This window comes from Chroococcidiopsis sp. CCALA 051, from assembly GCF_003015105.1.
Lineage (GTDB): Bacteria > Cyanobacteriota > Cyanobacteriia > Cyanobacteriales > Chroococcidiopsidaceae > Chroococcidiopsis > Chroococcidiopsis thermalis.
The window spans coordinates 1-21,123 of record NZ_PYCI01000058.1 but is presented as its reverse complement, the minus strand read 5'-3'; the positions used below and the strand labels follow the sequence as shown (position 1 = coordinate 21,123).

General features: G+C 45.9%; 18 protein-coding genes. 5 read left to right on the top strand and 13 right to left on the bottom strand.

Going from position 1 to position 21,123, the window contains the following annotated elements; translation table 11 throughout:
* Positions 1 to 7: 7 nt before the first annotated feature.
* The gene (mutL, locus tag C7Y66_RS15610; RefSeq protein WP_106546299.1) at positions 8 to 1,870 is read right to left on the bottom strand and encodes a DNA mismatch repair endonuclease MutL; all 1,863 of its coding nucleotides are present in this window, start codon (positions 1,868 to 1,870) and stop codon (positions 8 to 10) included.
* Between the two features lie 371 nt (positions 1,871 to 2,241).
* Between mutL and C7Y66_RS15605 the strand changes: the two genes are divergently transcribed.
* The 4 genes from C7Y66_RS15605 to C7Y66_RS15590 all read left to right on the top strand — a co-directional run bounded on the left by C7Y66_RS15605 (position 2,242) and on the right by C7Y66_RS15590 (position 4,615).
* Positions 2,242 to 2,706, top strand: coding sequence for a rhodanese-like domain-containing protein (locus C7Y66_RS15605; protein WP_015153326.1), 465 nt, complete (start codon positions 2,242 to 2,244; stop codon positions 2,704 to 2,706).
* Between the two features lie 233 nt (positions 2,707 to 2,939).
* Complete coding sequence (locus tag C7Y66_RS15600) at positions 2,940 to 3,251, top strand: carbon dioxide-concentrating mechanism protein CcmK (RefSeq protein ID WP_041462378.1); 312 nt, start codon at positions 2,940 to 2,942, stop codon at positions 3,249 to 3,251.
* A 204-nt stretch (positions 3,252 to 3,455) separates the two neighbouring features.
* Positions 3,456 to 3,791 carry a carbon dioxide-concentrating mechanism protein CcmK gene (locus C7Y66_RS15595; RefSeq protein ID WP_015153324.1) on the top strand — a complete coding sequence of 112 codons (336 nt, stop codon included), beginning with the start codon at positions 3,456 to 3,458 and terminating at the stop codon, positions 3,789 to 3,791.
* A 92-nt stretch (positions 3,792 to 3,883) separates the two neighbouring features.
* A complete protein-coding gene (locus C7Y66_RS15590; protein ID WP_015153323.1) occupies positions 3,884 to 4,615 on the top strand; it encodes a TIGR04283 family arsenosugar biosynthesis glycosyltransferase in 732 nt (243 codons plus the stop codon).
* A gap of 45 nt (positions 4,616 to 4,660) precedes the next feature.
* On the opposite strand, the gene C7Y66_RS15585 is transcribed toward C7Y66_RS15590, so the two are convergent.
* A complete protein-coding gene (locus C7Y66_RS15585) occupies positions 4,661 to 6,073 on the bottom strand; it encodes a cytochrome P450 (RefSeq protein ID WP_106546298.1) in 1,413 nt (470 codons plus the stop codon).
* A 164-nt stretch (positions 6,074 to 6,237) separates the two neighbouring features.
* Between C7Y66_RS15585 and C7Y66_RS15580 the strand changes: the two genes are divergently transcribed.
* Positions 6,238 to 7,533: a sodium:proton antiporter gene (locus C7Y66_RS15580; protein ID WP_106546297.1), complete on the top strand. Its 1,296-nt coding sequence runs from the start codon at positions 6,238 to 6,240 to the stop codon at positions 7,531 to 7,533.
* A 41-nt stretch (positions 7,534 to 7,574) separates the two neighbouring features.
* On the opposite strand, the gene C7Y66_RS15575 is transcribed toward C7Y66_RS15580, so the two are convergent.
* The 11 genes from C7Y66_RS15575 to C7Y66_RS15520 form a co-directional block, all read right to left on the bottom strand.
* Positions 7,575 to 7,946 (bottom strand): hypothetical protein, encoded by a 372-nt coding sequence (locus C7Y66_RS15575; protein WP_106546296.1) that lies wholly within the window; start codon positions 7,944 to 7,946, stop codon positions 7,575 to 7,577.
* A gap of 125 nt (positions 7,947 to 8,071) precedes the next feature.
* Entirely contained in the window at positions 8,072 to 9,178 is a 1,107-nt protein-coding gene (locus C7Y66_RS15570; protein WP_106546295.1) for a saccharopine dehydrogenase family protein, read from the bottom strand.
* A gap of 88 nt (positions 9,179 to 9,266) precedes the next feature.
* Complete coding sequence (locus tag C7Y66_RS15565) at positions 9,267 to 10,244, bottom strand: YihY/virulence factor BrkB family protein (protein ID WP_106546294.1); 978 nt, start codon at positions 10,242 to 10,244, stop codon at positions 9,267 to 9,269.
* Positions 10,245 to 10,529: 285 nt separating this feature from the next.
* A complete protein-coding gene (locus tag C7Y66_RS15560) occupies positions 10,530 to 11,363 on the bottom strand; it encodes a hypothetical protein (RefSeq protein ID WP_106546293.1) in 834 nt (277 codons plus the stop codon).
* A gap of 340 nt (positions 11,364 to 11,703) precedes the next feature.
* Positions 11,704 to 12,258, bottom strand: coding sequence for a CAP domain-containing protein (locus C7Y66_RS15550; protein WP_015153316.1), 555 nt, complete (start codon positions 12,256 to 12,258; stop codon positions 11,704 to 11,706).
* A gap of 708 nt (positions 12,259 to 12,966) precedes the next feature.
* Positions 12,967 to 13,260, bottom strand: coding sequence for a hypothetical protein (locus C7Y66_RS15545; protein WP_233222697.1), 294 nt, complete (start codon positions 13,258 to 13,260; stop codon positions 12,967 to 12,969).
* Positions 13,261 to 14,409 carry a class I SAM-dependent methyltransferase gene (locus C7Y66_RS15540; protein ID WP_106216245.1) on the bottom strand — a complete coding sequence of 383 codons (1,149 nt, stop codon included), beginning with the start codon at positions 14,407 to 14,409 and terminating at the stop codon, positions 13,261 to 13,263.
* Between the two features lie 197 nt (positions 14,410 to 14,606).
* Entirely contained in the window at positions 14,607 to 15,854 is a 1,248-nt protein-coding gene (trpB, locus tag C7Y66_RS15535) for a tryptophan synthase subunit beta (RefSeq protein ID WP_106167798.1), read from the bottom strand.
* Between the two features lie 66 nt (positions 15,855 to 15,920).
* Positions 15,921 to 16,685: a hypothetical protein gene (locus C7Y66_RS15530; protein ID WP_106167794.1), complete on the bottom strand. Its 765-nt coding sequence runs from the start codon at positions 16,683 to 16,685 to the stop codon at positions 15,921 to 15,923.
* Positions 16,686 to 16,927: 242 nt separating this feature from the next.
* Complete coding sequence (locus tag C7Y66_RS15525; RefSeq protein ID WP_106546292.1) at positions 16,928 to 18,145, bottom strand: helix-turn-helix domain-containing protein; 1,218 nt, start codon at positions 18,143 to 18,145, stop codon at positions 16,928 to 16,930.
* Positions 18,146 to 18,366: 221 nt separating this feature from the next.
* Positions 18,367 to 20,880 carry a glycoside hydrolase family 31 protein gene (locus C7Y66_RS15520; protein ID WP_106546291.1) on the bottom strand — a complete coding sequence of 838 codons (2,514 nt, stop codon included), beginning with the start codon at positions 20,878 to 20,880 and terminating at the stop codon, positions 18,367 to 18,369.
* Positions 20,881 to 21,123 lie beyond the last annotated feature (243 nt).

Sequence of the window (21,123 nt, the reverse complement as noted above, 5' to 3'; positions counted from 1 at the left end):
CACTTGCTTAGATTCCGTGGCTTTTACCAATCACCCAGTGACGGCGGAAAAAACGCGATAAAGCCGATTCTTCTAACGATAAATAAATTGGGCGACCGTGGGGACAGGTACGGGGGTTGCGGGTACGCTGCCATTGATTGAGTAGCGTTTGCATTTCTTCTAAACTCAAAGTCGTACCGTTGCGGATGGCACAGCGACAAGCAGTCGCAACTTGAGCCGCTTGTAAGTCGCCACCTAAACTTAGTTCTACTAAGGCATCGGCGCAGTCGTCGCGCTGTACCAGCATTGCAGGGGCGCTACGGACTGCCCACAAGCGATCGCCAAACGGTTCGACTTCTAAATTCAAACGCTGTAATTGAGCTATTTGAGCCAGCGAAAGATGATTCAGAATCACTGGCGGTTCTAGGGGGACGAGTTGCCAGCGATCGCACAGTTGCTCGTACAATACTCGTTCGTGGGCGATGTGCTGTTCCACCAACCACATCCCACCAGGATGTTCTACCAAGATATACATGTTGTGTACCTGGGCGATCGCTTTCAGAAAAGGGTGTAGGGGAGCCAGTGCGTTGCGGAGGTTCCCTCCGTTAAAGCAACTGGCGTTGTGGGGTGTAGGGTGTAGAGTCGATCCCCCCTCAACTTCTTTGTCTCCCTTGTCTTCCTTGTCTCCCTTGTCTCCCTTGTCTCCCTGTGCGATCGCCCGACTCGTACTATATACGCCTTTTTCTTCCGCAACTTTAATGAGTTGAGTAACTCGTGTATTATGAGCCGAGTCCGACACGCTGTTACTATTGAGCCGCAGTATTTGTTCTATAGCGCCTGCCGTGTGTTCTTGCCAATGACTCAGATGATGTAGGTAAATTTCGGTTTTCGCTGGCTGGCGGTTCCAATCGATCTGCCACGGCGCAACTTTCAAATGGAGAAAACAAACTGGATAGCGATCGCGGGGTAACGTCCGTGTCATCGCCGCAAAGATCGTTTGTTCCAATTCTGCAAACTTCACCATTCTACCGTTCACTGCCACCCTCACCCAGTCTGGACGATGACGATGACAGCGATCCGGTAAACCCAGAACCAATTGAAGGGATGAATAGTGAGAATTTGGAATTCGGAATTCGGAATTCGGAATTAAATTCTCCCTCTGCTCCTCTGCTCCCCTGCTCCCTGCTCCCTCAAAAGGAGTTGGCACTTCAACCTTAAGATATTGCAAATCGCTCAAACTGACTTGGCGTAGAATTTGTGGGATTAAGTGCTGGGTAGTTGCTCCTGGGGAGAGGGTAAACCATTCGCGATCGTCTTGCCAGACTTGCCAGGTGACGTGAGGATGACACAGGGCGATTTGCTGAATTGTATTTTGGATCGCTCTGGTTTGTTGACTCAGAGAAGGCATTCCCTGACGGCGTTCTGCCCAATTTGCAAATAAATTAGAGACTGTGACGACTGTACCAGGAGCGATCGCCACTGTTTCTGTCTCTAGAACTTCGCCGCGATCGCAATATCTCACGCGCCATCCCTCACCAGTCGCAGCAGCACGGCTCAAAATTTCTAATTCAGCCAGTTGAGCCAAACTATGTAACGCCTCGCCACGAAATCCCAAACTCGTAACTTGCCACAAATCTTCACAGCTACGAATTTTGCTGGTGCTATGGGCAGTAGCACACGCTTGTAAATTCTCCAAATCCATGCCACAGCCATTATCGGCAATGCGAACGCGCCACTGTTGCGGATAGAGATAAATAACTACCCGCGTTGCTCCAGCATCTAGAGAGTTTTCTGCGAGTTCCCGCACGACAGCAGCCAGAGAATCGATAACTTCTCCAGCCGCGATTAAATGTACGACCTCAGTAGGTAAAGGTAGAATCCCAGATTTCATAAGATCTAGTCTATCGGAGGAGTGAGGAGACAAGTCGGAATTCGGAATTCGGAATTCGGAAGCCAGAAGTGTTTGATGCACTACCAATTACCTCCCTTACCCCTTTTTATGAATATTTTCTGGGATTATTTCTCAAGGGTGACGAAGTATGATTTTATTAGCTTAAATAGCGAATTAGCTCCAATTTGGTTCGCGATACTGGCTGTTATCTATGCCGTAGATTCTACTTCTAAATGAAGAGAAGTCGCTAGTAAATGTTTTCCATGATTCTATCTTTAGAATGAATGTAAAAAAGTTCTTGCTAAAGAAAGATCGTTTTGGTTTGTTTTCCTTGGTACATTGCTGTTAGTTTTGTAAAGAGAGGAAGCCTAATGGATAAAGATAATCTTATGCAAGGGGTGATTCCACCTGAGCCTCCGATTAAAGCTCAGTCGGGCGTACACGAACTGAAATCGCGCTTGGAATGGGGAGAACCTGCTTTTACCATCCTTGACGTGCGCCCTCGAAACGCATATAACGACGGTCATATCATGGGAGCTATGCCCATGCCAATGGAAAGTTTAGCTGAACGGGCAAAATCTTCCTTAGCTCCGAGCCGCGATATCTACGTTTACGGTGAAACAGACGAGCAAACTGCTGAAGCTGCTCAAAGTCTCCGGTCAGCAGGATTTGAGCATGTATCGGAACTCAAAGGCGGTTTTCCTGCATGGAAGGCGATCGCAGGTCCTACAGAAGGGATTGTTGAATCTCAAGCACCAAAAGATCAGGAAGTATACAATGTTGTAACTCAGCTACAACACCATACGGATACGCAGAAAAACCTTAGAGATAACTAGGTTGCCAGAAGGCAACTTTGAAATTCAATCTTCAAGGTCGAAGCTCCTTGCATTAGATTGTAAAAAGAGCGTCAGAGATTAATTTAACTTTGCAAAAAAAGTTACTCCCATCTCGGAGTTTTTTCGAGGTGGGATATTTGTCATCTAGCTTTGGGCGATCGCCAATCGTCAATTTTGCGATCGCGGCACTTACAATAAAATGCATTGATGCAATTGATCTAGGAGTCGCGATCGTGCCAGCAGCAGTAGGAGTCATTGAAACTTTGGGTTTTCCAGCCATACTCGCCGCAGCAGATGCAATGGTGAAAGCAGGCGAAGTCACCCTCGTTTACTATGGGATTGCCGAAAAGGGAGAGTTTTTAGTCGCGGTTCGCGGTAAAGTAGCAGAGGTAAATAGATCTGTAGAAGCGGGAATTGCGGCTGCTGAAGAAGTGTTTGGCGCTCAAGTCATCGCTCACTACATCATTCCCAACCCGACAGAAAACATAGAAACGGTATTACCAATTCAATACACTCAAAAAGTAGAGCAGTTCCGCACGTTTTAAGGCGACTGGCAATAGAAAGTGAGGGCGCGACGCGATCGCCTGTCAGAGCTTATTGTCAAAATTAGGAATAAATATCTATTGACAAAGAAGAGATGACACAAAATGCTTTCGCTCTGTCAAAATATAGGATGAGCATTTATAGAATGTATTTCTTAAGCTCTATACTTACAAATTCTTGACACGATCTATTTGGGGAGATAGCCAGTGCCACAGGCAGTTGGATCGATTGAAACGAAGGGTTTTCCTGCTGTGTTAGCCGCAGCAGATGCAATGGTTAAAGCCGGAAGAGTCACTTTAGTTGGTTATATTCGAGTTGGTAGCGCTCGTTTTAATGTCAACGTGCGCGGTGATGTCCAAGAAGTCAAAACCGCCGTTGCCGCAGGAATTGAGGCAGTAGAAAATGTATACGGAGGTACGCTTGAATCCTGGGTGATCATTCCGCGCCCACACGAAAACGTAGAAGTCGTACTACCCATCGGCTTTACAGATGAAGTCCAGCGCTTCCGCGACTCGGTGGAACGACCGATAATTCAAAGATAGGGAGCGATCGAGTAGGGAGCAGGGAGCAACTACCAATTACCAATTACCAATTACCACTAATAACTGACAACTGTTCCCTACTCCCTTTTCTTGTGATTCGGATTTCAATTATTATTCCAACGTTGAATGAAGCAAGCTGTATTGGACGTACTCTGCGACAGCTAAGCATACTCGATCCTCCAGCATGGGAGGTGCTAGTTGTCGATGGTGGTAGCGAAGATGGTACGGTTGCGATCGCTCAAGCTGCGGGAGTGCAAGTTTTATTCTGTACTGAGCGAGGGCGTGCAATTCAAATGAACCAAGGGGCAAAAGCTGCCAGCGGAGAAGTTCTTTGTTTCATCCATGCCGATACTTGGGTTCCAGACGATCTCGTTGAAATAATCGAGCGGACTTTGGCAGATCCTGGAGTTGCAGGTGGGGGTTTTGTTTCCCTCATGGCAGGTTCCTCCAAAACTCGTTGGTGGATGTCTCTGCACAATTTTCTCAAAACTTATTACGCGCCGTTACTATTTCGTCCCCACTTATTTTTTCAGGGTTTGAGGTTACTATTCGGCGATCAGGCGATTTTCTGTCGTCGAACTGATTTTTGGCAATGTGGTGGCTTCGATCGCACTCTGGCAATTATGGAAGAAGCCGATTTCTGCTTGAAATTAGTGCGGCAAGGGCGCATCCGGCAAGTCAATCGCATCGTCCAAAGTAGCGATCGCCGTGTTGCCCGTTGGGGATTTTGGCAAGCAACAGCAATATATCTATATGTCGGTTTTTTGTGGGGATTTGGTATTTCTCCCACATATTTAAAGCGACTGTATCGAGATATTCGGTAAGTGGTGCGTGAGCAGAATTCGGAATTCGGAATTCGGAATTCGGAATTAATTGTGACTTGCGACTTGCGACTTGCGACTTGCAACTTCTCCCTTGTCTTCCTTGTCTCCCTCAATTCTCCGTCCAGTCATAACCATTTCAACTTTGGTAGGGGCTGAGACTAAACCTCGCCTTACGGGATGTACGGGGCGGTTGTTGGCTAGCGAGAGTTCTAAGTTAGATAGGATGGTAGCCAAGACGAGTTTCATCTCAAACAGGGCAAAAGCTGCACCAATACAGCGCCGCACGCCGCCGCCGAAGGGTAAGTACTCGTAAGGAGAAAATTGCCGTTCTAGGAAGCGTTCTGGTTTAAATTGCTTTGGTTCGGGGTAAAGGTCTTGGCGTTGATGGGCGAGATAGATGCTACCTACTAATACCGTACCTGGTTCTAACTGTTGCCCTAAAAGAGTAACGGGCGATCGCACGACTCTCGGAAAAGTAAGCATTCCCACGGGATAAATCCGCAGGGTTTCAGAACAGATGGCGTTGAGATAGGGCAGTCGCACGATCGCGTTTTGGTCTGGTGTATCGCCTAGAATGTCAAGTTCTGCCAGCAACTTTTGCCGGACTTCGGGCAGTTTGTGAATCCAATATAATGCCCATGTCAAAGCTGTAGCCGTGGTTTCGTGACCTGCAACAAGCAGCGTCATCAATTCATCGCGTAGTTCCTCATCTTTCATCGGTTCTCCGGCTTCATCCCGCGCCGCCATGAGTAAGCTGAGGATGTCGGTACGCCCGGGATCGGGATTGGCGCGACGTGCTTCTATTTCAGCATGTAGTAGTCGATCGAGTTGTTGTTTTTGACGCAAAAAGTTCCCCCACGGACTCCATGCACCTAAATCTCGTTGTAAAAAGGGAAAGAATAAGAGGCTAGCTTTGAGGGGCGAGTTCGTTAACTCCAGCATGTTGTAGAGGAGTTTTTCGATCTGTCGATAGCGTTCTCCTTCCCTCAAACCGAAAACAGCTTGCAAAATGACATTGAAGGAAATAGCTTGCATGGAATCCCGCACAGAGAAAGGCTGATTCGGGTTCCATTGGCTGGTGACTTGTTTGGCGATCTCGGTAATGATTTCACCGTATGCCTTCATCCGATCGCCATGAAAGGGTGGAACCATCAGTTGGCGCTGGCGGCGGTGGCGATCGCCACTTTGCATGATGACTCCAAAATCCCCTAATAATGGAGCGAAAATGCCGTTGATCTCTCCAGGTGCGTCAAACTGCTTGTAATGGTCGTTGGTCAATATCTCCTGTAACAGTTGGGGACTGCTGACATAGACCAGGGGACGATAATTTAAACCTACCTTGAGAGTAAACCAGTCACCATAACGTTGAGCGCAAGACTCCATTAAAGCAAAGGGATTAGCAATCCACTGTAACAGTTGAACGAGCGGTGGAGTTTTTGGACCTTGGGGTAGAAACATAATTTCTTGCTCTAACTCTCTTTCTAAATCTTTTTTATTGTTACGCCAGCCTTAAGTAGTCAAAATACAGATACTGCATTACTGAGAATAATCTACCCCAAGCAGATGTAGAGTCAACCGCGATCGCCTTAAACTTTCCTAGCGTTTTCTCGTTGGCGATCGCTATGGTGGATATTTATATTCTCGATTTGTTTGTCATTGGGGTGCTGCTGCTAGCAGTTACCCTTGGTTCGGGTTGGATTTCCCGCTTACCTTTTTCTTTTGCCCTCATTTACTTAGTTGTAGGAATTATTCTCGGTCCCTACGGTTTTAAACTCATTCAAGTGCAACCAAATGCTGAGTTTTTGCAACGACTGACCGAATTTGTCGTGATTGTCTCGGTGTTCAGTTGCGGCTTAAAAATGAACCGTCCCTTACAATTGCGAGCATGGCAAATTACAGCCAGATTGATTGGATTTCTCATGCCCATTTCAATTGTAGCGCTGGCAGCAGTAGGACATTGGTTGTTGGGAATGAATTGGGGTGCAGCCGTGTTACTGGGTGCAATTCTCGCTCCTACCGATCCCGTATTAGCTTCAGAAGTGCAGCTAGCAGACATTGACGATGAGGATGAATTACGTTTTGGTCTGACTTCCGAAGGAGGTTTGAATGACGCACTGGCATTTCCCTTTGTCTATTTTGGCTTGCATTTATTCAAAGACCCCAATTTAGATAATTGGTTTAAACAATGGGTAGCCGTGGATTTAATTTGGGCGATCGCATCTGGAATTGTGATGGGAATTGCCGTAGCCAAAGCTATTACTTGGATCGATCGCAAGCTGCAAAAACGTCGTCCTGCTGATGTTTTGATGGAGGATTTTGTTGCTCTAGGAACGATTTTGGTTACCTATTCCTTGGCAGAAATTGTTAACGGCTATGGATTTATTGCCGTATTTGTTGCGGGGTTAGTCGTCCAGCGAAATTACGCAGACAATCTAGAAAAACGCGAGTCCGAATTAGAATTTGTCGAACGAATTGAAAAGTTAATGGAAGTCGGCACAATTCTGTTACTAGGATCGCTGTTGAGAATGCAACCCTTGTGGCAATATCTCGGAAATTCACTAATTGTGGCAGGATTATTACTCTTTGTCATCCGTCCCGTAGGAGCGTGGATTAGCACGATTGCAACAAATCCTCCGGTAGAATACGATCGCCGTCGCTTACATCCTGCCAGTCGGTGGTTATTTGGTTGGTTTGGTATTCGCGGTGTTGGTTCTTTGTACTATCTCTTCTACGCTTTTGGTGAAGGTTTAAAAGACAGTGCGGCAGAACAAATTGCCTGGATTACTTTCACAACAATCGTTATTTCTGTAGTTTTACATGGAATTAGTGCCACACCTTTAATGAGTTGGTACGAGCGTAGAATCAGAGGGAAAAGCAGGCGAGCAAAACACGCAACTCTACCCGAACAAAGCGAGTAAATAATGCATAGAGACGTACATGGTACGTCTCTATATTTGTACTATTTTGCTATTTTTTCCAGTAAGCCTTTTGCCTTATCTTTGAGACTAGTTTTACCTTCTTGGGCTTGAGCATCGATATTTTTGATATTAGCCTTTAAGTTGGGATCGAAATTTCGATTAGAGTTAGTCCTTGCTTGTTTTGCCTCTTCCATCAATCCCGTGGCTTCGCTATACTCATATGCCCGCTCGATCTTCTCTTCTGGAGTAGGTTTATATTCTGGAGGGATGAGTTTTGTCTCTTCTAAAGTCGCTGCATAAACTGGTGAATAGCCCGCGATCGCAGTGCCAAAAAAGCCAAGTAAACTCACGAGAAATAACAGTAAAAGCTTTTGCAAAAGCCCTTGTTTTAGATTGGATAAAATCCCACGCATGACAGTCTCTCAAAAAGTTTGACGATGAGAGCAGCTTACATTTTCTGCTATATCTATTCCTTCTACCAGAAGTACGATGTTACCATTTTTCATAAATGTAGGTAGGGGCGCACAGCTGTGCGCCCCTACAAATATATTTGCTGCTGAATGTGAATATTACGACTTGCCATAGTTTGTTCAAATAAGTCTGTGGGCAAGGCTTGTTCTACAGTCGAAACTCCTGGATGCTTGAGCTTGCCTGATAATAAAAGTTGGGCAATACTACCAGTACCGCAGCCAGCAGCGATCGCGGTGTTATCGTGAATCAACGTCGAACAATAACTCGCCTGCTGTCCGTCTTTTAACCCCGTGACTTCGGCACGAATTGCGACTCCAATCCCGCTAAAACGATTTGTTACATCGGTCATATAGTGGCTGACATGGGCTAAAAATTCGATCGCACTGCGCCGTTGCATCCAAGATTTGGGGAAGACATGGGCAGCAATCCAAGTGAGATGATTGTAAAAATCGGGAACGGAACCAAATTTGGTAATTACGGTTTTGACGGGGAAGGCTTCCGGTAAGGTAAAAGCTTCTGGCATATCAAACCAGTAAACGCCAGATTTACCATAAGGCGCGGGAAAATCTACGACTTCGCGATCGCTATATGGTTTAATTTCCACCCACTGACCGTCGATCCAAGCGGTGAAAGGCTTCTGTAACCCCAAAAACGTCGTTCGCATGACTGTCACGCCAGCACCGCCAGAACCCGCTACTAAGTAACTTAAGTGGATGCGTTCCGGCTGTTCTAATTTTTCCACTCCCTGGCGTACCATGCTGTTTGAGATTCCAGGGAAAACGCCTGTATTGACGATTGCTGTCACTCCAGCAGCTGAAGCCGCTGGAGATAAATCTAAAGCTTTGCGAGTAAAAGACCGATGATCGCTGACATCGAGATAATCTACACCCGTTTCGATACAAGTTTTCAGAACGCTAGCGTCACGGAAGTGAAAGGGTCCGGCACAATGAATGACGAGATTGGAAGCGGCGATCGCTTCTCTTAATTTGGCTTTGTCTGCTAAGTCTAATGCTAGCGATCGAACCTGAGAACCCAGTTGCTTGCTAACTGCGGCTGCTGTATCGGGGTTACGGCTAGTGATGGTAATTTCTGCTGATGTATGACTGGCAATGTCTTGGGCTACACTGCTGCCGATTCTTCCCCTGCCACCAAGAATTAAAACTCGATCTGTCATCAATCCAGAATTGTTGCACCTTCTCTATTTGAACAGATTTTATGCCCGCTCTGCCTCAGTAGTAAGGATGAGTTTGGTTTTACCTCTATCATCGTCTGCCAAACCAGTTTTTTATCTTTGTCAAAAAACCAGAACGGCGGCGAGGGCGGATACGCGGTGAATTTTGAGGATCTACAGATGGTAGTCGGTTAGCAGCAACAGAAACAGCATTTTTTGTTGGCACAATTTCAGAACCATATTTACGGGCATAAACTTGAGTAAATTCCGCCCCTAAAAAGAAAACTTGGGCAGAATAGTAGATCCAAACTAAGAGAACGGCAAGGGAACTAGCTGCACCAAAGGTCGAACTGACGGCTGCACTACCGAGGTACATACTCAATAACGTTCTGCCAATTGTGAATAAGAAAGCCGTTGTTGCCGCACCAACTAAAACATCTTTCCAAGCAATTTTGACATCAGGCAGGATGACGTAAATCATCGCAAATAATAATGTCATCAAGCTAAAAGAAACGACAAAGTTGAGAATAGATAATCCAGTTGCTAAACCTGGTATCCAACTATTCATAAAGCTACTAAATGCTGCTAGTGCCGTACTCAAAAATAGGGATAATAACAATAAAACGCCAATCCCTAAAACCATACTAAATGAGATCAGGCGGCGGCGAATTAATACCCAGATTCCTTGTCCTGATTTTGGTGCAACTTCCCAAATTGTATTGAGTGCGTCTTGCATTTCACCAAATAAACCTGTCGCACCTAACAGAAGTGTAGCAAGACCGATCGAAGTGCCAACAATACCCGTTTTGGTTTGATTGACGTTAGCAAGTGCAGTTTGTACGACTGTTGCCCCTGCTTCTCCTACTAAATCTTGAATTTGGGTGACAATTTCTCCTCTAGCAGCTTCTTCACCGAATACTACACCTGCCACAGCGATCGCGATCATCAGTAGTGGTGCGATCGAAAATATCGTGTAATATGCTAAGGCTGCTGCTAGCCGCGATGCTTTATCCTGGTTCCACTCCTGAAATGTCTCTTTTAATAATTCTCCAACAGATCGCAAGTGCATTGTTTGTCTCTTGTTGGTATTTGTTCAGTTACGTTGGTTGCAGTCAAAAAGCAAAATGGTATGAATTTATTGTAATACCAATTCTTTGTGACTACATCGCAGAATATCCCCCATAGCCACCTTAATAAGGGGGGTTCGGGGAGCGGATCTGTGCAAAAACAAATAGAATTGGGATGGGCTAGCTAGGCTGAGTTGTTGTAATACAAATCTTTCCTATTCCCAATCGGGTAGATACTTTTATTTAAATATTTTTTGTGCGATGTGAATTAATTTTATAGTAAATTATTATACAGTAACCGGAGTTTGAGATTCAGTATTGTCAACTTGGAGAGGAAAAACTAAAAATTTTTCGCGATCGCTCAAGCATTTTTGGGCAACCATCTCCGGCAAATTGGGTAGAATTAGTGCTGTCTTTCTGAGAAAGATACTAGTCCACTTTCTAATCCAATAGTGCTGCATTTGATTGACAATCTCTGCATCGTTGCCAGTAAAAATGAATTCCGCATTCTCATCCATCTGAAAGTATGCCAGACACTCAATTTGTTTGGGGCGAGTAGAATCCCAGTATTTTATTGTCGATTTTCTTCCCATGTAAGTACTGGTAAATTTACTTAAATGGTTGAGAGCATTTAATAGTTCTAAAACAGTAATTTTTTCTTTTTGCTTGAGAGATAAGCTTTGATTGCCATCGCATACGTGAGGAAATGTCTGCGAAATTGGCTGTGCGATCGCGCGAACGAGAGGAAATTCTTTAGCTAATTTCTGAAATATAGCAATTGTTTGTTCGACATCTTTTTTGAGTACAGTTTTTAGTTGTAGGTTAGCGATCGTTTTAATTGCTGCTAGTCCCATACTCGTCAAAACTAACAAGGTGACTTGCGAACTCACTTTATATGTATAAACGTAATTCGTGTGAATTGGGAATTCAAAAACATCAAATGCATCGGGATTTTTGATAATATTACGGATAAAATTATGATTGAGAAATTCTTTAACTTGCCATTGTACGGCTTGCTCTTTTAAACATAGGTAAGATTTCGGTTGCTCTTGAATGAGAATAATTCCTAATCCAACGACTCCGGGCAAGTTGAGAAAGTTTTTAATAGTCGTCTCAATCATAGGATTATCATCCTTGTCCTCTTAGCTAGAAATATCTTTTGTTCTCGATCCAATAGTTTGAGTTTACATGCTAGCTTGGTAAAATCATACATAAGTAAAATAATTACTTTCTTCAGTAGAATGCGAATATAAAAACTATAACCGATGAGTTTAACGAGAAAATATTCTACTCTCAAGGTAGATTTTACTGAAAATACCTCTGAGGGTAGAGGGGGTTTTAATTATGTCGGTAAATCCACGGAAAATATGATTAATTTTATCAAAAAATAATAGGGTACGCGATCGGCGCACCCTAGCAATTAAGTTGATTGGGATTCTAACAACCGGACAAATTTTACCTTCATCGCTTCAAGATAAATATTTGCGTGAAGTAGTATTCTCCTTTTGAATTTCTGGCAACACCAATACCAGTTAGGTTGTAACTACCTACGATGTTCCGTTGGTGTCCAGAACTATTTAACCAGCCTTGAACGGCATTGGCAGCAGGATCGGCGTAACCTTGATTATACGCAACATTTTCTGCTGCTCCCCTATAGGAAATGACTTTGGCAATCTCTTGCACTCTCTGCTGAAAACCATTATGGCTGAAAGGAACTGCACCACTTGCCATATTTTGACTGTGAATTCGAGCTTGATTGCTGATGCTATTATCCCAAGTTAGAGGAGCTAAATTACGCCCTTGGCGATATTGATTAATTCGGTTGAAAACAGCTCGTTCTACGGAGGAAGTATCAGCCTGAGCTAGGATAGTCGTATTAGGTTTCGGCTTTGCAAGTATGTTTTTCTTAGCAATCTCTCGGTAAAAAGTAGGGGTTTTAGCGTTAGCTACAATTGTTGTTCCAGTGGTGAAAATGACTGAACACAAGGCTAGTTTGAACAAAACAGAATGCTTCATGCAATGATTTCCAATGAAAGAATAAGCAAGTGAAACTGAAAATTTTCAGGATGAATCGCTGCTAAAAGAATTAGCAGATGAGTTTATTTTCCAAACTGAACCGTTGCTAAAAGAATTAGCAAATGTCCAGTTTAATCTAATGCGGTCACTCTTGAAACTTTTTGCAGAAAGATTTAAAATTAACTGCAAAAATATAGCCTACAAATCTATTCAACTTTATCTCTAATTAGCTAACAAGCGAATTATTACTGAAGCTATATATCGAAGTAATTTTACTGAAAACTCAGCTATATAAATTCTGAATTAGTGACAAATACTAGACTGTTGATAGCGTATGGCGAGCCGTATTTCACTCAAGGCTTTTCAGTTAAGGCAAGAACCCTCCTAACCCAATACTTCTCGGTTAGAGTACATAGTCTTTGAAGATCCCCCTTAATCCCCCTTGGAAAGGGGGAAAAAAGCTATTCTTATCCCACGCCACTTTAACGCGACGTGCTTCAACGGGGGCGACGAAGTCCGCGATCGCGCCACCCCCGCACGTAAGTGGCTCCCCTTTTTAAGGGGGGTTGGGGAGATCGAATCAAAACCCCCGAAGTATTGCCCCCTAACCCGCCGCACAAAACAAAACCCCCGAGTTTGCGGGGGCTGGGGGATCTTCAATCTTGCAATTTCGCAACGTAAGAAAAGCGTACGACCACGCGCTCTAGATTATTCTGAAACTGTTTCTTCCTGCAATACCCCTAACACTCGCGCAATATACTCGCTACGCCATTGTTCCCGTGCCTGCACTACTGGTTCCTCTGGCTGATACGCTTCAATCTCTGCCAGTGATATAACTTCTTTTGTCGCCAGTAAACGTTCTACAGTATCGAGACGTTCCCGCAAGACAGACACCTCACCTGTTAACGCGACGATCGCGGACAGCAATTTATCGAGTTGCGGCTCGTCAAAGTAAACGGGGCGTTTGCCCTTGGCTTTTTTCATCCCCATGACTTCCTCCATTTACTTAGTCGCAGCAACAATAAACCAGCTACCTCTACTACCTCCTCCTTGTTGGGAATTGTCAGCCGCAGTTTTCCAAGCCCCATTGGGAACGAAGGTTTGTATGACTCGATCTGCTGCAAATCCAGCTTCAGTCATAACGGCTGTCAAGTCCAACTCCCGCATGGCACTCCAAAAAGGTTCGTTGTTGTTGGCAGTTTCCCAGTCATACATGAAAGCGCTGAAGGCATCCATGTGGCTGTACAAAGGTGCTTCTACGTGGATCGTCATCCCCCCAGGAGCTAGGAGGCGATCGCATTCTCGCATCACGTTACGGATGGCTGGAAGGGGAATTTCATGCAGCAGGATATGAGAAACTATCAGGTCAAAGGAAGCAGCTTCAAAGTGAGTCCGTTCGGCATTTTGTTGAGAAAAATGGACTCGTTTGCCTAAAGCTTCTGCTCTAGCGTGAGCGTAGCGTAGCATTGGTGCGCCAATATCGATCGCGTAGACTTCGGCTTCTGGATAGGCATCGACATAGGGTAAAGTACTGTGACCGACAGAACAACCCAAATCGAGAATTTTGGCGGGTCGAAAGTCGGGATATTTTGGTTTCAGGTAGTTTTTGACAATGGACAAGCCCATATCATCGTTAAGCGGACCCAACCACCCCGCACCGTAAATATAAACGCCGCGATCGTAGGTCGCTCCCGCAGCTAGATCGTCTGCTGTATATTCGCTGTGATAGCTACCAGGCATACAATGGATATCGACAGCGGTTTGGTAGGCAGGAATTTTGAAATTTGGGTCTAGAGTCAGCGTACCTAATTGGCGATCGCTCTGTTTTGCCCGGTCGATGAGTTCTGGTAGTTGTCGCTCTACACTGGTATTAACCGCATCCCACAACATTTCCTGGTTGATGCGCCGCAAAGCACTCCACCAACGATAATGCGGGTGTCCTTGCATAGCAGTGCGGATTTCGTGACGGTTTTGGGGCGATCGCTGGTGTTCGCGTTCAAATTGGGGCTTGACAACTTGCTCGTATACTCTTTTATTGCCGGGACTGAGATTTTTAACGATGTGTAGTTTCAGGCTTTTTACAAAGTTTTGTCGCGCCAGCTCATCATGAGTGACTTGTGGTAGCATTGGGTGTTGGAATTGCCGATCCATGTTTCCACCTCTTGAATAAGTCGTAAATCAAAAGTCAAAAGTCAAAAGTCAAAAGTCAAAAGTCAAAAGTGAGTTATTTACAACTTAGATTGATGTATAACAATTTTGCAGGCATATCATGAAGATCTACCTGCTCTAGTTGGGTATTTTCGGAAAGTATTGCTAATTGCTAAGTGCTAAGTGCTAATTGTGAGTTGCTAATCGCCAATCATTTTTAGGTACTTAGCAACGGTTTGTACGTCTTTGTCACCGCGTCCCGAACAGTTAATGACAATGCGAGGGCTACCGTCTAGCTGCGGACAAAGGATATCGAGATAGGCGATCGCATGGGCGGTTTCGAGCGCGGGAATAATCCCTTCTAACTGCGAGAGACGCTGCAATCCCGCGATCGCTTCCTCATCGGTAATGCTGTAATATTCTGCCCGACCAATCTCTTTTAAAAAAGAATGCTCTGGACCCACGCCAGGATAATCTAATCCCGCACTGATCGAGTGTGCCTCAATCACCTGTCCGTCTTCGTCCTGCAACAAGTAACTCATGGCTCCATGCAGTACCCCAACTCTACCTTTGGTTAAAGTCGCGGCGTGTTTTTCCGTAGTGACTCCTTCTCCAGCAGCTTCAACACCAATGAGTCTGACGGTTGGTTCGTTGACAAATTCGTGAAACAGTCCCATAGCATTAGAACCGCCACCTACACAAGCCAGCAAAATATCTGGTAAGCCACCCCATTTTTCCATTGCTTGGACGCGGGTTTCTTGACCGATTGCTGCTTGAAAGTCTCGGACAATTGTTGGGTAAGGATGGGGACCAGCTACAGAACCGAGGATGTAATGAGTTGTTTCTACGTTCGTCACCCAGTCGCGAATAGCTTCAGAGGTGGCATCTTTGAGCGTTCCCGTACCAGCTGCTACAGGTTGTACCTCTGCCCCCATCAAGCGCATCCGAAACACGTTCAGGCTTTGGCGTTCCATGTCCTGTACGCCCATGTAGATGACGCATTTTAGCCCAAACCGAGCGCAGACAGTAGCTGTAGCAACGCCGTGCTGTCCCGCCCCTGTCTCGGCAATGATGCGTTGCTTGCCCATCCGTTTAGCTAACAAAACTTGAGCCAGAGCGTTGTTAATCTTGTGAGCGCCCGTATGATTTAAATCTTCTCGTTTGAGGTAGATTTGCGCCCCCGTCCCATCTGGACGGGCGTAATGTGCTGTGAGGCGTTCGGCAAAGTAGAGAGGGGTGGCTCGTCCTACGTAGTCGCGGAGAAGATTTTGCAGTTCTTGTTGAAAGTCCGTGTCATGTCGATATTTTTGGTACGCTGCTTCTAACTCGCTTAGGGCAGGCATCAGCGTTTCTGGTACGTATTTTCCGCCAAAACGTCCAAATCGTCCGAAAGAGTCAGGACGTTGTGTAGATGGTTGGGAGTTGGGGGAGATCGGTGTAAGGGTCACGATACCTGCGGAGAATGACGATACTCCCATCATTATATAAGTTTGAGGAAATAGGTTTGAGGATAGTTAAGAAGAAGAGGGCGATAACGCCAATAATAAAGTATAAGCTCCCGCACCGAGAGCAAATGCCCAAAAACGGCTTTCTCTTTCGGCTGGTAGTTCTTCCTTCAAGACATTGAGAATAATTCCCCCAGCCAGGAAAGCAAACATAAGTGCGATCGCCGTGCGGTCAACTCCCATACCGCCACTACCAAGCGTCCACCCAACAATTACTGCTGTTGCTAATACCCAGCGACCAATACCGTTATAAATAAACTTGTGATGTTCTCGCAAGCCATAATCGTTGACTGCAAAGTGTAATGCCATTGCTAAAGCAAATTGCAGCATCCCAATCGCATCATTATCATCGCGATTGAGTAGTAAGTAACCGATGATGGTATTGTAAAAACCGTAAACAATGATATGCAGCCAGAAGACACTTGCTGCCGTTACATCTCCTCGGCTCTCTTTGCGGTTGTAACGACGCGATGCGATCGCCGCCCGATCCAAACCATAAAATATCGCTAAACCCAAAAGCGCGACTACGTAAATATGGTATCTCCAAAAAGCCAGCCATCCACCTACAACTTCTCGAATGACTGCTTGTGCCTCGCCTAATTCTGGCAAAATATGAACGAATACATAAGCGATCGAAGCCCCACTGCTGGCAGACAACCATATGCTACGCGGAGTCGCGCTCAGAAATCGCAGCCTACCAGCAAATAATTGCACTAATGCTAGTGCAACTGCCACAATCAGGGAAAGCTCGAACAGAAATCCAGGTAAGAGCATTATTCACGATTGATGATTGGCGAGCGGTATTCGATGGCTGATGAGCGTACCTCCCCGTTTGCAATCTAATGTTATGTGGCTATAACGATTTAATTTATACCTTAAAACAGATCTGCAACTAAATATATAGCATTATTTATCAATCCGGTCTTAGCAATCGACTGACTTACGGTTGTGGCGGTTAACTGTTAACAGTTAACCGTCAGCGAACTATATGGGCGCGATCTCCCAGATAATTCGTTTCAAGCACTTATCTGCGGTCGCTGCTCGTGGCAGACAATAAAATGATTCTTGCTATCAATCTCAATTTTTCCTTCCGCCTGTAATTTGCCTAACATGCGGGTGATCGTAACTCTGGTGGTCGAGCAAGCAGCAGCAAGATCGCTATGAGTTAGACGAATGCCCAAACGAATACCTCGCTCCGTAGGTTGACCGATTTGCTTAGCTAGCAACAATAACAGGTGATGCAAGCGGCTCTTGGCATGGCGCTTGCCAGAAATTGCTAAAAGAGCTGTTGTTTGCTGTAGCCGTTGGTTAACTTTGGGTAATAATTTTTGCGAGAGATCGGGATCTGCCGCTAACTCTGACCAAGAAAAACAGGTCAGTTCAACTTCAGTTAATGCTGTGGCTTCGCAAAGTCCGAAAGCTTCTATATCTAGGGCACTGAATGGTGAACCCACTCCTGCCAAACCCAGTAGCACCTCTTCGCCAGTCTCGCAGGCTATTACCAGCTTGACAATCCCGCGACACACCAGCCAAACGGTCTCCGGTCTGAGTCGGATCGTTTCCCCTTTCAAATAAATCTGTTTTTGACTGAGATCTAGCTCGTCGATGGATAGATCTATGTTTTGGTTGTGTGGCTCAAGTTTGTCAGATAGATACAAATGTCGATTGGGATCGCCAATCTCGCGCAGCGATAGCAGGATAGTCGTAGGTTGACCCGTTTTCTCGCAGTTAGACAGACTTGCCACAACTGCCACTTTTACAGGCTGGCGATCGCGCGGACAAAGGTGCATCGTCCATTCCTGCGATTCTTCCATACCTTGTAACTCATTGAATTTGTACCAAAATATTTCCCGATCTTCGGCACTAAGAAAGGTAGTCAGCGGTTTTCCGCTTAAAAAGCGCTGCGATACATTCAAAAGCTTAGCAGTCGCCTGGTTCACTTCTCGAATCGTACCTGAGAGATCGACGATCGCGTAGCTATCCGGTGCCAGCTCAAATAAATCTTTGTAGCGCCTGCGTTCTTCCTCTAAAGCTCTACGCATCGCTAAAAGTTCTGCATTCTGCCGATGTAGTTCTTCTAGAGTGACTTGAATCTCTTCCGAAGCAACACCAAGTTCCTTAAGTGCTGTGGGTAACAGGTCTGGTTGAAGCTGCGGACAATCTACATCATGAAGCAGCAGGTCCAACCGTCCTTGCATGGACTGGATTTGCTGGACGAAATTATCTGTCAACATGCACTCTACCTCTACACGAAATTGTTAGCGAGCGACGATTGGCGGTCAATGAATCAGTTGTCATTGCTTTGCTTCAGAGTGACAGATTCCCAAGATAGCGGCATCTATCAAAAGGTAAGTACATTCATCAAGCTGAAGTCATCTATAAAAAGGTAGAATTTTTTCCATACATGCAAAGTCTCTACACCGATCGCTTTGTAGAGACGTTCCATGAAACGTCTCTACAAAGCTCCCGACTCCCTGCTCCCTGTAAACTGCAAACGGCGAGCCGTTCCATCATCGCTAAAACGTTGCTGACCGACTCCCACCACTTCGACAACGACTTCTCGCGCTGGTGGTGTCCATTGTCCCTGTCGCGCGTCAATCTCAACGATTGTTTCTTCTCCTATTGTATTGACACGATAGGTAGTGGTTGACCAGACACCTTGACGATAATCAAAGCTAAGTCCGTCATCTTCGTACATCGTCCATTCTCCCTGTCCTGTCCAAACGCGCAGTGTGAGAAGATCGCATGGTTTTTCATCGACAAACTGTACTACGGGCTGCATGGGTATGACTGTCCCAGACCGTACATAGAGAGGCATTTTTTCCAATGGTGCGCGTGCCAGAATATGAGTCGGTCCCGCGAACGCCTCCCCCGTCCACCAGTCGTACCAAGTCTCAGCAGGTATGTATACCGCACGATGTTCTATCCCAGGACGATAAATTGGTGCAGCCATCAGACCAGCACCCAGCAATACTTGGTCGTAGAGGTTGTAAGTCGTGGGGTCTTGGGGAAAATGGTAGAGTAGGGGGCGAAGAATCGGCGCTCCGGTGGTAGCAGCTTCCCAAAATAGGGTGTAAATGTATGGTAAGAGCTGGTAGCGCAAGTTGATATATTCGCGACAGATTTGTTCGACGCGATCGCCAAAAACCCAAGGTTCGTGACGAGCAGTTGTCATTGCCGAATGACCGCGCATGAGGGGGTAGAGCATTCCAACTTGCATCCAACGGGCGAACAGTTCTGCTGTAGCATTGCCAGCAAAACCACCAATATCACAACCAACAAACCCTACACCCGACAACCCCATATTGCACAGCATTGGCAGGGACATTTCCAAATGCTCCCACAATGACTGGTTATCTCCCATCCACACCGACGACCACTTTTGTACGCCAGCATAACCCGAACGAGTCAAAACAAACGATCGCTCGTTGGGGCGCAATTTTTCCAGCGCCTCAGCACTCGATCGCGCCATCATCAATCCGTAAAGGTTGTGAACTTCGGCGTGAGTTGTGGCTGGGTAATTGGGAGTTGTAGGGGCGGGTTTAGCAAAAGATTCACCACCTACGGCAATAGATTCTCGTTCAAAACCCGCCCGTACAGAGGAGGCGGGAGTCGTAGGGGTTAATTCCGAATTCCGAATTCCGAATTCCGAATTCCCCTGGGGTGCATCCAACGGAAACCAGATGTGCTTACCGTCGTCACCAAAGGGGCGATCGGCGATCGCGGGTTCGTTCATGTCGTTCCAAATTCCGGCTACACCAATACTGGTAAGACTTTCATGTAAGTTTCCCCACCATTGCCGGACTTCAGGACGCAAGAAATCGGGAAATAAGGCTTTATCAGGCCAGACGTAGCCATGAAATAACTGTCCATCTGCTTTACGGACGAAATAATCTTTGTCTATACCTTGGTCAAACACATGATAATTTGCTTCCGGTTCGTACTTTACCCCAGGGTCAATAATTGTTATCGTCTTAAATCCATCCTCGGCTAGTTCCCGCAGTAGCTTCTCTGGATGGGGGAACCGTTGAGGACTCCAAGTAAAGACTCGATACCCCCGCATGTAGTCGATATCTAAATGAATTACATCGCAGGGAATGCGGCGGCGGCGAAATTCTTGGGCGAGTTCTCGTACTACTGTTTCTGAATCATAACTCCAGCGGCACTGATGGTATCCCAAAGCCCAGCGAGGCGGAAGGGGCATTCTGCCTGTTAGCTGCGTGTAGCTACATAGAATTGTGGCTGGATCGGGACCGTAAATGATGTAGTAGTCTAGGGGTGGTGTCTGCATTCCCGCTAAGCTGCGGGTTTCCATGCTCCAAGTTCCAGGTTGAGCTGCGCCAATATCAAACTGACTCCAAAAAGTCGTGTTGAAAAAGATGCCATAACCGACTTCTGGACGCAAAGCCATAAAAAATGGAATTGCCTGATACATCTCATCCGTCAAGGAGTTGTAGTCTAGAGCATCTAGCGTCCAATTTGTTTTAACTTCGCTTAATTTATCTAATAAACCCGTGCGTTCGCCAAAACCATAAAAATGCTCGTCAGCCTCAATGTGCTTCCAGGCGGCGGTTGCACCCATGCGCCAACCCATACCCATTTCAGCATCTTGGGCAAAGGGGCGATCGCAATTGTCAAAGCAAGTGAGGCGACAAGGTTGGCGTTGAACGACAATTCGCAGCCGATCTGTTTTAATTTCTACCGTGTCAGGTGTTTCTGCAACTTCAAAGGGAACGGGCGATCGCTCGATATCTTCGTCTCCTACGACTGCCCAAGGGCGCTGGGGAAAGAATTCACCGTGAGGGGCTAAACGCACGCGAATAAGATGAGCATCAATAACGCTAATTAATACAGAAGACTCACCGCAATCCAACTGGACAGCGCGATCGCTTTGCGATACTGCCTCCACTGCGCCTACAGTTACCCACGGTTGGTCAGTCGTTGGCAGTTGTCCAAAATATTGCGGCATAAACCTTTCCCCAAATCGCGCATTTACAGCAGGAATTCTATCCCCACAGTCAATTTTCCCGTATCTACACAAACGTAGATTTCTTTCTGAGGGAGCAGGGAGCTTCTGAGCAGGGAGCAGGGGAGACAAGGGAGACAAGGGAGACAAGGGAGACAAGGGAGAAAAAACCATCAACTACCCATTACCCATTACCCATTACCCATTACCCATTACCCATTACCCATTACCCATTACCCATTACCC